The organism is Tahibacter amnicola, assembly GCF_025398735.1.
Taxonomy (GTDB): Bacteria; Pseudomonadota; Gammaproteobacteria; order Xanthomonadales; family Rhodanobacteraceae; genus Tahibacter; species Tahibacter amnicola.
In genome coordinates this window covers 4,702,480-4,716,345 of record NZ_CP104694.1, presented here as the reverse complement: position 1 = coordinate 4,716,345, position 13,866 = coordinate 4,702,480, and the positions used below count along the sequence as shown (strand labels likewise).

9 protein-coding genes and 1 pseudogene are annotated in these 13,866 nt (G+C 66.3%); 2 read left to right on the top strand and 8 right to left on the bottom strand.

Annotated elements, in window-relative coordinates; all coding sequences use genetic code 11:
- Positions 1 to 110: 110 nt before the first annotated feature.
- From N4264_RS18465 to N4264_RS18455, 3 genes are all read right to left on the bottom strand, one after another.
- On the bottom strand, positions 111 to 1,316 hold the full coding sequence (locus tag N4264_RS18465; RefSeq protein WP_261693704.1) for a DUF4785 domain-containing protein: 1,206 nt from the start codon (positions 1,314 to 1,316) through the stop codon (positions 111 to 113).
- Positions 1,317 to 1,326: 10 nt separating this feature from the next.
- Positions 1,327 to 2,178 carry a hypothetical protein gene (locus N4264_RS18460; protein ID WP_261693703.1) on the bottom strand — a complete coding sequence of 284 codons (852 nt, stop codon included), beginning with the start codon at positions 2,176 to 2,178 and terminating at the stop codon, positions 1,327 to 1,329.
- A gap of 290 nt (positions 2,179 to 2,468) precedes the next feature.
- The gene (locus N4264_RS18455) at positions 2,469 to 3,473 is read right to left on the bottom strand and encodes a helix-turn-helix transcriptional regulator (RefSeq protein WP_261693702.1); all 1,005 of its coding nucleotides are present in this window, start codon (positions 3,471 to 3,473) and stop codon (positions 2,469 to 2,471) included.
- Between the two features lie 104 nt (positions 3,474 to 3,577).
- On the opposite strand from N4264_RS18455, the gene N4264_RS18450 reads away from it, so the two are divergent.
- Positions 3,578 to 3,985 carry a GFA family protein gene (locus N4264_RS18450; RefSeq protein ID WP_261693701.1) on the top strand — a complete coding sequence of 136 codons (408 nt, stop codon included), beginning with the start codon at positions 3,578 to 3,580 and terminating at the stop codon, positions 3,983 to 3,985.
- A gap of 56 nt (positions 3,986 to 4,041) precedes the next feature.
- Here the strand turns inward: N4264_RS18450 and N4264_RS18445 are convergent, their stop codons facing one another.
- The 4 genes and pseudogenes from N4264_RS18445 to N4264_RS18430 form a co-directional block, all read right to left on the bottom strand.
- On the bottom strand, positions 4,042 to 4,728 hold the full coding sequence (locus tag N4264_RS18445; protein ID WP_261693700.1) for a DUF2461 domain-containing protein: 687 nt from the start codon (positions 4,726 to 4,728) through the stop codon (positions 4,042 to 4,044).
- Positions 4,729 to 4,747: 19 nt separating this feature from the next.
- Positions 4,748 to 6,193: an exodeoxyribonuclease I gene (sbcB, locus tag N4264_RS18440; protein WP_261693699.1), complete on the bottom strand. Its 1,446-nt coding sequence runs from the start codon at positions 6,191 to 6,193 to the stop codon at positions 4,748 to 4,750.
- Positions 6,190 to 8,943 (bottom strand): serine/threonine-protein kinase, encoded by a 2,754-nt coding sequence (locus N4264_RS18435; RefSeq protein WP_261693698.1) that lies wholly within the window; start codon positions 8,941 to 8,943, stop codon positions 6,190 to 6,192. The genes sbcB and N4264_RS18435 overlap by 4 nt, the downstream gene beginning before the upstream one ends.
- A pseudogene (locus tag N4264_RS18430) lies at positions 8,940 to 9,556 on the bottom strand (ECF-type sigma factor). The gene N4264_RS18435 and the pseudogene N4264_RS18430 overlap by 4 nt, the downstream one beginning before the upstream one ends.
- A gap of 119 nt (positions 9,557 to 9,675) precedes the next feature.
- Here N4264_RS18430 and N4264_RS18425 point away from each other — a divergent pair.
- On the top strand, positions 9,676 to 11,142 hold the full coding sequence (locus N4264_RS18425; protein WP_261693696.1) for a delta-60 repeat-containing protein: 1,467 nt from the start codon (positions 9,676 to 9,678) through the stop codon (positions 11,140 to 11,142).
- A gap of 5 nt (positions 11,143 to 11,147) precedes the next feature.
- Here the strand turns inward: N4264_RS18425 and N4264_RS18420 are convergent, their stop codons facing one another.
- Entirely contained in the window at positions 11,148 to 13,736 is a 2,589-nt protein-coding gene (locus N4264_RS18420; protein ID WP_261693695.1) for a two-component system response regulator, read from the bottom strand.
- Positions 13,737 to 13,866: the final 130 nt, after the last annotated feature.

Genomic DNA, 13,866 nt, shown 5'->3' with positions numbered 1-13,866 from the left:
GACAGCGGTGAACGAGACTGTTTTATACCGCCAATTGCGGCTGGCGGAAACTCAGACCCTGGTGCGCGCCGCGGGAACGCCCGGCCGCGCGGGCCGGGCGTCCGCTTGCATTACAGCCCGACACCGAACTCGCGCCGTTCGATGACAGCCAGGTTGGCCTGGTCAGACAGGCGCAGGTCGCGCAACTCGTAGGGCGGTGACAGTCCGAGCGTGGCGGCATCGAATGACAGGTCGACGCCCCGCTTGCCGGCCTCCAGCCATGCGGCGGACTGCGCGTAGGCAACCGGCTGGCGTGAACCATCCTTTGCAGTGCCATAGAGCACACCCGACAGCTGGTAACGACTGCCCTGCGCCACTTCCACGCCGATTCGCAAGGACAGTCCGCCATCGCGCGCCGTCGCCGGCTGTACCGTACCGTCCAGCCGCGCCGTTGGCGCGGCGACGGCGAAAGCGGTGCGTGCGTCACGCTGCACGCGAAGCGAGCCTGCGCTGCCGTCGGCGAACGCGTGCACTTCCCACAACCCCTGGCCGCCGGCATGCGCCGCATCGGGTTGTACGCGAGCCTTGTAGCTGCCATCGCCGGCGCGCTGGAAGCTCAGTGGCTGCGAATGACCATCCGGCGCCGCCACCAGGCCCGTCACGCGGCGCGTCGTCACGCCGGGCAACTGCACCGAGATCTCCAGCGGCGTGCCGGCGATAACCGTGTCGCGGCCGGCGCGCAGCTGCATCACCTGCGTGCTCTGCGGTTCGAAGACATGGATGAGGTACTTGCCTTGTGCGGCAGGGATGGCCAGCTCCACCTCGCCCTTGCCAAGGATGGCAGCCAGCTTGAGGATCACCGTGCCCTCCGCCACGTCCATGCCCGCCTGGCGCAATGCCTCCGCATCTGCGAGCCGTTCGATGGCTTCGTCCGCCGCAAACTGGCGGCCGCCAGCGCGGATCACGAGTTCATCCGGGCGCAGTTTCGCGGTGTTGCCCGCATGCGGGCTGATGCGAACCAGTGCCTGCGGCGATGTGGTCGTCAGCACGACACCGCGCCGCAATGCTGCCTCGTCGGCGTCGCGCCAGTATTCGCGGCTTTCTGCGGTGAAGGGAGCGGGTACAGCGGCCAGGGGCTCCTTGCCGTCCAGGGCCCAGGACATCGCGACGGGCGCGCGTTCCAGCGCAGGTCCAGGTGCCCGGTCCTTGCGCGCGCTGAGTGCCTTGACGATCTGGTCGCCGGCGCCCGGGGGCGCCAGCTGAAGCGTGTCGGCCGCGGCGGAGCCGGCCAGGATGAGTGCGAGGGCTGCCGCCAGGGAAGTCAGTGTCGATCGCATGGGCGGTTCCTCAGATGTCGTCGCGGAGAATGACGTCCAGGCCGAAGCAGGGGCGCCGGCTCTGGTTGTGCGAAAGCGGTTCGCGGCCGGCCATGCGGTCGATGTCGCGGAACCACACGTTCCCGGCTGCCGACTGGCTGGTGCAATTGAGAAAACCGTCCGAGCAGCTGGCCAGCCAGTTCTGCGTCGTTTCCAGGCCAACGTTCTCCGTGTAGCCGCCGCAATAGCTGTCGGGATCGAAGGGTGAGGAATCCACATCGGTACCGACCACCGCCCAGAAGCCGCGGGGCAGGGCGGGGCGCCCGGAAGTGCCCAGCAGGTTGTTCTGGTTATAGGTCGCCATCCAGCTGGTCTGCTGCTGGCGGACGGCGTCGGATTTGTAACCCACCAGCCAACCGACGGACTGCTCGAACACGTTGCCGTTCATCACCGCATCGGCCAGCGGCGTGCCGGCGCTGGAAGGCGCCAGGGCGTTGACCCAGCGGATCTTCGCAATGATGCCCGGATAGCGGCTGTCGTAGGTTGGATTGGACAGGATCCAGCGCATCACATTGCCGCCGTTGGAGTGGGTGATGACGACCAGATCCGTGATGCCTTGCGCGCTGATGAAGCTGCTCAGCTGTCCGGCCAGGCAACCGGAGGCGCGGCTGTCCCACATGTATTGGGAAAAGTCGCAGTTGATCACCGTGTACTTTGAACCATTGGGCAGCCCCTGGCGCACCGAATTGATGATCTCGGGCTTCCAGTAGTCGCTGGTGGCATTGGGATGATTGCCGGTCCCGTGGACGAAGGCCACGCCGGTGTTGGCGTTGACGGCGGCGGCACCCAGGGCGAGCGCGAGCGCCAAAGCAAGACGAACCATTTCCCCTCCCGATGCGGCTCGGGCTGGTACAGGACGAGCCGCGATGAAGCCCGCGGCAATGCCGGGTCAGGGAAAGCGTCCTTGCCGCCACCGGCGCTGCCGGAGCGAATTAGGCTCTGCCGACGTCACATACCCTCCCGTATGTCCGTTGGCCGCCGAAAAGTATCAATGTGTCCGAAGGCAGTCAAACGTTCGTTTCAAATGTAAGTATCAACCTGGCGGCCTCGGCGGCGGTATCCCCGCGGACCGCGATGAAGGGGTGTTCGTAGAAGGGGGCCTGCCCGTGCCAGTCAGCGCGTGGGTTTGCGCAGACGGCGGGGCGCGCTCCCTGCCGGCACGGGCGCTACGCCGTGGGTAGCTTGATAGAGGCGTTCGGCGGCAGCCCGTAGCGCCGGGAGGAATGCCGGCTCATCGAGAATCTCGACCGTTGCGCCTGTCATGAGGAGGCGGGCGGCAAGCGCATCGACGGAGTCGGCTCCCGTGTGAAGAATGCAGTGGCGCACATCCACCGCTTCGAGCACCCCGCACCACACCGGCAGGCTGGAGGCCCACTCCTGTGCCGGGCCTTTCAGGCGCAGGCGCAACTGGTAGGCAAAGGGCGCCTGCGTGATCGCGCGGCGCAGGTAGTCGCCGATGTCACCGGGAAAGGCCTGCGGCAGAAATCTCCGGCCGGTGTCGCGCACTGCACTGATGCGGTCGACCCGAAACGTGCGCCAGTCGGTGCGGTCTTCGTCCCACGCGATGAGGTACCAGCGGTGCCCTGCGCTCGCCAGCCGCAGCGGCTGGACGCGACGCTTGCTGGGCTTGCCGCCGTGATCGCGATAGTTCAGCAGGAGAACGGCGTGATCGCGGCAGGCCGCCGCAATCCGGGTCAGCCGTTCCACCGGGGGAGCGCTCGATGCGCCGCCGAGCGACAAGGTGACGGTGTGCAGATCACCCGCGCGCTTGCGCAACCGCGCGGGCAGGATCTGGTCGAGCTTGGCCAGCAGGCCGAGTGCCGTTTCCTCCAGGTTGGCCACGCTGTGTGTCGCCGCCCGCAGCGCGACGGCGACGGCAACCGCTTCCTCATCCTCCAGCAGGATCGGCGGCAACGTCGATCCGGATCCGAGCCGGTAGCCACCCCCGACGCCCGCGGAGGCCTGCACCGGATAGCCCAATCCGCGCAGTCGCTCGATGTCGCGACGCACGGTGCGTGCGTCCACGTCGAGGCGATGGCACAGGTCGGCGCTGGTCCAGTGGCGGCGTCCCTGGAGCAGGGTCAAAAGGCGTAGCAGGCGGGCGGACGTCTTCAGCACGGTCCGATGGTAATGCACAATCGCGGACACATCCTGTCCGCAATATCCGGCTACGATCTGTCCATCGCGCGGCGGCGCAATCGGGTGGAGAAAGGAGAACCCTCATGAGCTTGAAGACCTACAAGGGAAGCTGTCATTGCGGTGCAGTCCGCTACGAGGCCGATATCGACCTCTCGTCAGGGACAGGACGCTGCAATTGTTCTCTCTGCGGCAAGATGCGCCGCTGGAGCGTCAATCTGAAACCGGAGCAGTTCCGCCTGCTCAGCGGCGAAGAGGCGCTGAGCGACTACCAGTTCAACACGCGCAGCGGTCACCACACCTTCTGCAAGCACTGCGGCATCCATTCCTTCGGTCATGGCTATGTCGAAGAGATCGGTGGCGCCTATTACTCGGTGAATCTCGCCTGCCTGGATGATGTAACCCCGGAGGAACTGATCAACGCGCCGCTGCGTTACTTCAATGGTCGTGACAACGACTGGTTCAACGTCCCGGCCGAAACACGCCACCTGTAGGGCCCTGATGCTTGATCAGTGCATGGCGGCGGCAGCGTCGCCATGCGCTGCAGTGTTCAGAATTCCAGCTCCGCGGCGGCGCACAGGTAGTCGATCATCGGCGCGATGGTCTTGAACGAGTCCACCAGAAACGGCCGGAGTTCGGCGGACTGGGCCAGCGTATTGTCGAACGCACGCGAGGCGACGAAATCCTTGCGCTTGATGTCTTCGATCAGCTCGTGATTCGGATCGTAGCCGCGCGGTACACGCACCAGGCTGTCGCCGCCCAGCGCCAGTTTCTCCAGGAACGCCTTGCTGCGCGTCGCCTTCTTCCAGGCCGCGGGGTTGTCGGACAGGAAGTCGCGGATTTTCCTGGTCGTGTCCGGTTGCGGATGCCACTGGCCGCCACCGACAAAGCAGCCATCCGGCTGGATGTGGATGTAGAAGCTCGGCGCTTCGATCTGGCGACACCGTTCGTGGAAGATCCGTGCGCCGGCCCAGGTCTTGTAGGGGCGCTTGTCATTGGAGAAGCGGGTATCGCGATGGATACGGAACAGTGAGCCGCCCTGGGTGCGTGTATCGGCCCGATAGTGCGGACTGATCTTCGCCAGCGGCGCCTGCAGGTCGGCCAGGAGCTGCAGGAATGGGCCCCGCACATGTTCCTCGAAGCGCGGTTTGTTGTCGGCGAACCATTCGCGGCTGTTGTTCCTCGCCAGGTCTGCGAGGAACTTGAAGGTCCTGGGGGTGAAATAGATGGCGCTCATGGTGTTGACAGGCCCTCGTTCAGGCGAGTGCAGCCCGGCGTTCGTGACCCCAGGCCTCCAGTGCGTCGAGCAGGGGTTGCTTGCCGCCGGCGGCGGGTTCGCCGCGGAGTTGACGAATGGTGGCGAAGAAGGCGTCCAGGCCCAGGCAGGCGGTGTCGGTGGGAGCCAGCAGGCGTTGGCGTTGAAATGCCAACCACTGCTCGCGTTCGGCGGGACCAAGGGTCTCGGGCCAGTTGCGGGCACGATAACGGAACAGCAGGTCGGCACAGCGGCGGTCGCGGAACGGGAATGGGCGCGTGCCGAGTTGTTCAGGCGGTGTCTGGCGGACTTCACGCAACAGGCGACGGTCGCCGTCGCTGAGGAATCCTGAGTACAGCGCGAGTTCGCAATCGGGCAGCGTTTCCTCGCGTGACGATGCACCGAACACCTGCCGCAGTTTCTCCGCAAGACCAGGATGCGGCCGCAACTGCTCCAGATGTGCCAGGCACCGGTCCAGGTCCAGTCCGATGCGCGCCGTGTCCACGCCGTTGAGCACGGTGAGCGGCGCCAGCGCCGGTGAGCGATTGGCGTGGACGAGCTTGAGCGGAATGCGTTCGACGTCCTCGGGCAGATCCTGCCGTGGTGTGAACACCCGATCGGCGATGTCCCCGGCATCGAGTGTCAGCATCGGCGCGGGGTCGGCCGACAGGTCGTACACGATTACGCCATTGGGCTGGGTCGGATGCACCGCGATGGGCGCTACCACGGCCAGGCATCCGCGGGTGCCCGGGTAGCGCGACGAGACATGGATGACAGGCGCCATCCGTGCCACGTCGAGCAATTCGAAGGCGCGCTGCTTGCGCCGTAGCTGGAAGTAGTAGTCGAACAGGCGTGGCTGGCGTACGCGGATCAATCGCGCCAGGCCGATCAGGGCGCGGACGTCCGACAGGGCGTCATGCGCCCGCTGTTGGTCGAGCCGGTTGGCGCTGGCCAGGTCTTCCAGGCGGAAGCTGGGTGAACCATCGTCCCGCTGCGGCCAATGGATGCCTTCGGGTCGCAAGGCGTAGCACATGCGTGCCAGGTCGATCAGGTCCCAGCGCGAATTGCCGTTTTCCCACTCGCGCGCATACGGATCGTAGAAATTGCGGTAGAGCAGGTGACGCGTGACCTCATCGTCGAAGCGCAGGGAGTTGTAACCGACGCCGCAGGTGCCGGCAGCGCCCAGTTCCTCGTGCACCCGCGCGGCGAACTGTACCTCGGGTAGTCCGTCGCGCTGCATCTGCTGGGGCGTGATACCGGTGATCAGCACCGCCTGCGGGTGCGGCAACACGTCCGGCGCGGGCTGGCAGAAGAATTCGACCGGCTCGCCGATGGGCTCCAGCTCCAGCGTGGTGCGGATGCCGGCAAATTGCGACGGACGATCGCGGCGCGGGTCGGCGCCGGTGGTTTCGTAGTCGTGCCAGAAGAAGCTCGGCGTCGACGTCATGGGGCCGGGAGCCGGCTGGTCAGCGCCGCAAACTGTTTTCTCAACGGGGATCCTTCCACGAAACGGTTCTCGATCGGTGTTGCGATAGCGCTGACCAGGGATCGTGCCTCATCCGGCTTGCCCTGCGCCAGCAGCAGTTCGGCCAGTTGCACCTTGGCGTCGAGCGTGGCGTTGGCTTCCTCACCGATGCCCTTGCCGATGTAGTCGACGGCATTGCGCAGCTGTTCGGTCGCTTCGGGCAGTTTGTTCTGGTCGCGCAGGATCAGGCCGCGCAGTTTGGCGACCGCGCCGAGACGGGCATGCGTTGGCGGCAGGAATTCCCGGAACGCGGCATCCGCCTGCTCCGCAAAGCGTAGTGCCTCAGCATACTTTCCGTGGCGGCGCATCCATTCGCCCAGGTGGACCAGGCGGCGGGCACGCTCCGTGCGGGTGTCCATCGAATCCTCGATTTCCCGTTGCAGCAGCGGCAGGGCTTCGTCGAGCCGACCGGCCAGCATCAGCGAGCGACCCAGGTTCTGCCGGAACACCGCGACCCGGGGTGAGGCGTTTTCGCCGGGCTTGGGCAGGCTGCCGTTGTAGGCTTCCCGGAACAGTTCGATGGCGGTCGCGAAGTCTTCGGTCTGCTCGGCGAGGCTGGCGACATTGTTGACCGTGATGGCGTAGCTGGGCGTATCTTGCTGGCCGTTCTTGCGCAGGTAGCCAAGGTTTTCCTTGAGCAGGGCAATCGCCTCGAACAGCCGCCCTTGCAACTGGATGGCGTTGGCGAGGTTGTTGCGCACGGTGACGGCCCAGCCGCTGCCCGGGTCGAGGGTCTTCAGGCGCACGGCGAGCATCCTGCGCAGCACGCGTTCCTGGTCGGCGTGGCGGCCCTGGCGTTCGTAGACTTCGGTCAGAAAGCCGATCCCCGAGATGGCTTCCGGCGATTCCTCCGGGTAATGCGTGCGAAGTACTTCCATGGCCTTCGTCGCCGCCGCTTCCGCGTCGACCAGTTGGTTGGCGCGCATATGCGCTTCGGCCAGGGCGGTATAGGTGCGCGACAGGACCAATGGATCCGTGACACCGTGGGTGTCGGCCAGCTCGCGGCTGCGCCGCGCAGTGGTGAGCGCGGTGAGCGGGTCGCCGTTGCGCGCCTGCGCGAGCGAGAGCCCGGAGAGGGCGCCGGCGATCTCCGCGTACTCAGTCGGGGCGTGGCGCTCCAGGTCGGCGATCACCTGCTGCATCAGCGGTTCGGCGTCCTCGGAGCGTTCGGCGAGATTGAGCACATAGCCGACATCGTGCAGATATTTCGCGTGCTGGACGGGATTGCCCTGGTCCTTTTCGATCTGGGCGGCCGCGCGGAACGAACTGGCCGCGGCATCCGGGTCGCCCAGCTCGGTGTAGATCCGTCCGAACGCCGCCAGCAGGCGCGCACGTTGCACTGGCTCATCCGCCAGGCGCTCGTCCGCGGCGCGGCGCCCGCGATCGATCAGCTCCTTGGGTGAGATCGGGCGATTGCCCGCGTTTTCGGGCGATGCGTTCTCGAACAGGGCGACAAGGTAGTCGACGACATGGCGCGACGTGGCGGATTCGCGCCGGGCCTCCGCCTCCGCCCGCAGCGCGCGGTCGCGCTCGGCGGCCAGGCGCCAGGTGGCCACGCTGACCGAGACGATGGCCGCTGCGACCATCGCCATGGCAACCGGGTGCCGGCTGAGGAATTTGCGCGTCCGGTAAGACCAGCTGTCCGGTGCTGCGAGGATAGGGCGTCCGCGCAGGTAGCGTCGCAGGTCCTCCGACAGCGCCTCGGGCGATGCGTAGCGCCGTGAAGGTTCCGGATGCGTCGCCTTGGCGATCACCAGTCCCAGTTCCGCCGGCACCGGCTGCGCCGACTGGCGCGCCTGGCGAAGATCCAACGTGCCGTCGGCATCGGTCTTGGGAATTTGTTCGAACAGCACCTCGTACAGAACCAGTCCCAGCGCGTAGACATCGCTGGCGGTATTGACGGTTTCGCCGCGGCGCTGCTCGGGACTGGCGTAGGTGGGCGTGAACCATTGCGCTGCAGTCGGTTCCTGGCGGGCGCTTGCGGCAGGGTCGAGCAGCTTGGCGATGCCGAAGTCGAGCAGGGCTGGCTCGCCGTCCTTGCGCACCAGCACGTTGGCCGGTTTCAGATCGCGATGGATGATCAGGCGCTGGTGGGCATACTGAACCGCCATGCACACTTTGCGGAAAAGTTCCAGACGCGACGAAATGCTCAGCTGGTTGCTGCTGCACCAGTGGGTGATCGGTTCGCCGGCGATGTATTCCATCACCAGGTAAGGCTGGCCCTCGGCCGTCGTGCCTCCGTCCAGGAGCCGCGCGATGTGCGGATGTTCCAGGTGCGCCAGGATCTGGCGCTCGCGGCGCAGGCGCTCGGCCGCATCGCGGGTGGGCACGCCGCGAATCAGCTTGATGGCGACCTGGCGATCAAATTCCGCATCTGCGCGCTCGGCCAGGAACACCGTGCCCATTCCGCCCGAGCCGATCTCGCGCAGCAGGCGGTAGGGCCCCAGCTGCATGCCGTGGGCGGGCGAGGTGGCCAGCTCGCTGACGGCCGAGCCGAACCGGCGGGTGATCGCGTTGCTGCCGCGCCCGTCCGCATCGACCAGTGCCAGTGCCTCGCGCTTGAGGCCATCGTCGTCGGGTTGTTCGGCGAGCCACTGCTCGCGCGCGTGCGGCGGCAGGTCGATCAGCGCGTCAAACAGCCACTGCAGACGCAACCAGCGGGAATCGCTCATGCCTGCAGACGTTCCTTCAGCCAGGCGCGGGCGAAGCGCAGCTCGCGGTCGACCGTGGCCACGGAGACCTGCATGGTTTCGGCGATCTCTTCGCGCTTGAGGCCGAGGAAATAGGTCAGTTCGATGACTTCGCACTTGCGCGCATCGAGTTCGCGCAGTTCAAGCAGGGCGTGCTCGAGTTGCTCGGGTTCGCTGCTTTCGCCGGGCTCGTCCGACGCCGCGGACAACGTGACGTGTACCAGGCCGCCGCCGCGTTTTCGCTGCCGCGGGCGCGTGCCAGATCGATCAGCAGGTTGCGCATTGCGGCCACGATCACGCCGAAGAAGTGACGCCGGTCGCGCCAGTCGATGTCCTTGCCCAGCAGGCGCAGGAACAACTCGTTGGCCAGTTCCGTGGGGGCGAGAGTGACGTCGCCGTCGAACTGGCGCAGGTGCTTGCCGGCAATCGCGCGCACCTGCGCGTAGACCAGCTCGGTCAATTGCTCGGCGGCCTCACTGCTGCCGCGGCTCCAGGCAGCCAGGAGCCGGGTGACTTCGTGTTCGGGGCCAGCGTTGGCGCCCGTCGGGTCCGCTTTGGGAGAGAGATCAGACACGCCAAGACTCCTTGCGCCCATCGGGCATGACAGGGATTCGCTCGCCACTTCGTCCTCATCCCTGACGACGTCACCGAATGGTCTGCATCGTCGCAACGGGCGTGATGCCCGCTGCCACTCCCTCTGAGGAACAAAACACCATGAAGCATACGAAGAGGCGCGCCGCTTTGCACTTAGGCCAATGGATACTGGCGATCGGCAGCGCAATCGGCGCAACGCTGCCGGTGCAGGCGCAGAACGGTCCGCCGGGCGTGCTGGATCCGGCCTTCGGCAGCGCCGGCAAGGCGATCACCGACTTTTTCGGCGCCAGTGACCAGCTGCGTGCGGTGACGCCGCTGCCCGACGGCCGCTTTCTGGCTGCGGGCGTCGTGATCAGCCCCAACGCGACGGGCAATGGTTCGTCGCCCAACGTCGTCGTCGCGCGATTCCTTCCGGATGGCCGCACCGATCCGGCTTTCGGCACCGCCGGTGTCTTCGCCTTCGACCACGATGGCGGCACCGACGAGGCACACGCGATGACCGTGCTGTCCGATCGCAGCATCCTGGTGTCGGGCGTGATCTCGACCTCGTCGCATTCGGATTTCGGGCTCGTCAAGCTCACGCCGTCAGGGGCGCTGGATACGCGCTTCGGCCAGCCGTCGGGCGCTGCGCGGACCGGCTACGCCATTGTCGATATCGCTGGTGCCACATTTCATGATGAAGGCCGTTACGTGGCCGTGCAGAGCGACGGTCGGATCGTGATCGCGGGCATGTCGCTGGTGCAGCAGGGGTCGTTCCGTTACCGCCGCGCAACCGTGGCGCGATTGACCGCTGACGGCCAGCGCGACACCAGCTTCGGCGGCGGTACCGGCCATATCGTCCTGCCGGGCTTCTACACGGCGGATCCGCAGACCAGCGACTATGTCACTGGCATCGCCCTGACCCAGGACGGCCGGCTGCCGGCTGGTGACGGTATCACGCTGGTGGGTTACACCGACTCCCGCAACATGGCCTTCATCACGCGGCTGACCCGGGACGGTCAGCCGGATACGAGTTTCGCGGGTACCGGACGCATCACCACCAGCTCGGTCACATCGGGTGGACAGACCACCGGCGCGTCCGTGTTGCGCGGTGCCCGAATTGATAGCAGTGGACGCATCGTCGTGGTCGGTACGGCCAACGATCGCGGCTTCACGTTCCTGCGCTACCTGGCCAACGGCGCGCCGGACACGGGCTTTGGCAACGGTGGCCGCAGCCTGGTCAAGCTGAGCACCATCAGCCATTACGACGAGCCGCGCGCCCTGGCGTTACAAGGCAACGGGAAAATCGTCGCCGCGGGGTACGCGTCGACGGCGTCGGCGAGCGGCGCGCCGCAGAACGACTTCTTCGTGGTGCGTCTGCAGGAGAATGGATTTGCCGATCCGGCGTTCGGCGACGGCCAGGGGCGAACCGTCGGCCGTCTGTCGGAACTCACGGACGAGGCGTTCGCGCTGAGTGTCGAACCGTCGGGCCATATCCTCGCGGCCGGCGACGCGCTGCGCGTGGGCACAAGCCAGGACGACGCCGCAGTACTGCGAGCCTTCGGCGATCCGGACCGCCTGTTCTACGACGGTTTCGAACAACGCTGATCGGGCTACCCGGCGGCCGCGATATTGTCGTGGCCGCCGACGATCTCGAGCTGGCCACCGGCGGCGCGCAGGCCGGCCTTCGGCCGGCCGACGTAAAAGCCCTGCGCGAAGTCCACGCCGCAGTTTCGCAGCGCGCGCAGGATCTCGGGACGGTCGACATACTCGGCCACGGTGAGCTTGCCCACCGAGTGCGCGATGCTGGTGATGGCGCTGATGACGGCCAGGTCCACCGGATCGCTCAGCAGTCCCTGGGTGAAGGAGCCGTCGATCTTGAGCATGTCCACGTCCAGGTGCTTGAGGTGCGTGAACGAGGAGAAACCGACGCCGAAATCATCCAGCGCGAACCGGCAGCCGAAGGTGCGCAGCTCGGTGATGAGATTGCGTGCGGCGTCGAGATTGTTGAGTGCTCCGGTTTCGGTGATCTCGAACACCACGGCGCGCGGATCGACATCGAATTCGACCAGGCGATCGGTGATGTAGCGCGCCAGATCCGGCTGGCTGACCGACTGTGCGGAGATGTTGATGGAGATGCCTACGGGGGGCTCGGCCGACTGGAACTCGCGCAGCGCCTTGAGTGCATTGCGGATCACCCAGCGATCCACCTCGCCGACCAGGCTGAAACGCTCCGCCGCGGGCAGGAAGGCGGCCGGGGCCACCAGATTGCCATCGGCCTCGCGTAGCCGGATGAGGGCTTCGTAGAACACGCGCTGGCTGCTGTTGCGACGGATGTGCCGCGCCCACAGGGCGCCGTGCTGGTCGGGCAGGGATTCGTAGTCGATCTGCGACATTGGCAGGACCGGCTGGTAGCACAGCACGAACTGGTCGAGCCGCAGGGCCTCTTCCAGTCGCGCCGACCAGCCCAGCTCCAGGTCCATCTTCGTGCGCTGGTCGGCATCGTGCGAGAACACGTGCACCTGGTTGCGGCCATGGCGCTTGGCCATGTGCAGGGCGATATCCGCGTTGGACATCGCCTCGGTGCGCGAGGGCGTCTGCTGGTCCAGAACCGCCACGCCGATGCTGACGCCGACGCGGTAGCTCTTGCCGCCATAGACGAACGGCGTGCCGACGATGGCGCGACGGAAGTCGTCGGCAATCTGCGTGATGCGCTCCATGTTCACGTTGCGCAGGATGACGGCGTACTCGTCGCCGCCCATGCGGGCGAGATGGTCCGATCCGCGCAGGCGCCCTGACAGGCGCCGGCTCATGTCGATGAGCAGGTGATCGCCCGCGGTGTGCCCGGCCGTGTCATTGATGTACTTGAAGCGATCAAGATCAAGGAACAGCAGCAGCGAGAGCTGGTCGCTGCGGCGCAGACGCAGGATTTCCTGTTCCAGCTGGGTCTCGAACCACGCGCGATTCTTGAGCTTGGTGAGCGCATCGTGGCTGGCCTGCCAGCGCAGTTCCTCCTCGAGCATGCGGCGCGAGGAAATATCGCGGAAGGCGATGACCGAACCTTCGCAGCGCCCGTCGAGGTTGAGCGGATAGACCGTGCATTCCACCGGCAGGGGGCGGCGCGCGCGGGTCCAGAACGTGGATTGCCAGCCGGGCACCTGGCTGCCCAGTGCATAGGCCTGCGACAGGAAACAGCTGGCCCGCGGGATCGGCGTACCGTCCTCGAAGGCATAGTGGAAAAGTTCGTGGGCGGAGCGTCCGATCAGCTCGGCGGCCTCGTCAAAGCCCAGGATGTCCAGGGCCGCGGGGTTGACGAACTGGATGTTGCCGCGCGGGTCAACCCCGTATACGCCGTCACCGACCGAGCTGAGGATGCTTTGCAGGCGCCGTCGTTCCGCATCGACGGACTGGCGGTCCTGTACGGCGCGGGCGAGGGAGCCCAGGCGCGCCAGGAACAGTTCGCGCGCTTCGCTCTTGAACAGGCACTCCAGTGCACCAGCCGCCAGCGATTCATTGATCACGCGGTCGGAATACGTGCCGGTGATAGTGGCCGTCAGGATGCCGCTGGTGCGCGGGTCTTCCTTGAGGCGTCGCACCAGCACGGGGCCAGGATCGCCCGGCATGAAATAGTCCACAATGGCAATATCGAACGGCGAGGCAAGCGCCTTGCGCCAGCCGTCCTCGACATCTTCGGCGGTCTCGACCAGGTAGCCCTGCTTCATCAGCAGCCGGCGGAAGGCGATGCGGACGGTGGCCGAATCGTCGACGAACAGCACACGCAGATGCGATTGCCCGCCCACTTCCAGGTGGGGACGCTCCGATGGCGCCGGCGCCAGCAGCTTGGCCAGGGCATCACCGCATTCGCTGTAGTCGCTCCACAGCAGCAGCGCCGAGCCCGGCCGCTTCATCAGCCAGTTGACAGCGTTGTCGTCGTTGGAGTCCGCCAGCAGCACCACGCACAGGTGCTCGAATTCGTCCTGGCGGAGCAGGGCGAGGAGCTCGTCGGCCTGGCTGTCTGCGATGCCGGGCCAGCCGAAAACCAGGGCGTTGATACCGGTGGCCGAATCGGCCAGGCGGTGCAGGACGTCGAGCGCCTGGCCGAATTCACCGACCTCGGCAATCTCAAAACCCTTGGCGATCAATAGGGAACGCAGGGCACGCCGACGCGTAGCCGATGGCTCCAGCAACAAGACGCGATTCACTCCCCCACCCCTGAGCTCGTATTGGGGATGGCCCCAGGGTAGTCGGAGCGCTCTTCCGCTGCAATCTGAGGATGGCCCCTGCCGACGCAAATTGCGGTGTTCCTGCGGTGTCGGCGCGCGTCCAGCGCCC

Coding starts and splice junctions, on each gene's coding strand:
- N4264_RS18460 (WP_261693703.1), bottom strand. CDS start 2,178: ATGGTTCGTCTTGCTTTGGCGCTCGCGCTCGCCCTGGGTGCCGCCGCC.
- sbcB (WP_261693699.1), bottom strand. CDS start 6,193: ATGACGTCGACGCCGAGCTTCTTCTGGCACGACTACGAAACCACCGGC.
- N4264_RS18435 (WP_261693698.1), bottom strand. CDS start 8,943: ATGAGCGATTCCCGCTGGTTGCGTCTGCAGTGGCTGTTTGACGCGCTG.
- N4264_RS18465 (WP_261693704.1), bottom strand. CDS start 1,316: ATGCGATCGACACTGACTTCCCTGGCGGCAGCCCTCGCACTCATCCTG.
- N4264_RS18445 (WP_261693700.1), bottom strand. CDS start 4,728: ATGAGCGCCATCTATTTCACCCCCAGGACCTTCAAGTTCCTCGCAGAC.
- N4264_RS18425 (WP_261693696.1), top strand. CDS start 9,676: ATGAAGCATACGAAGAGGCGCGCCGCTTTGCACTTAGGCCAATGGATA.
- N4264_RS18450 (WP_261693701.1), top strand. CDS start 3,578: ATGAGCTTGAAGACCTACAAGGGAAGCTGTCATTGCGGTGCAGTCCGC.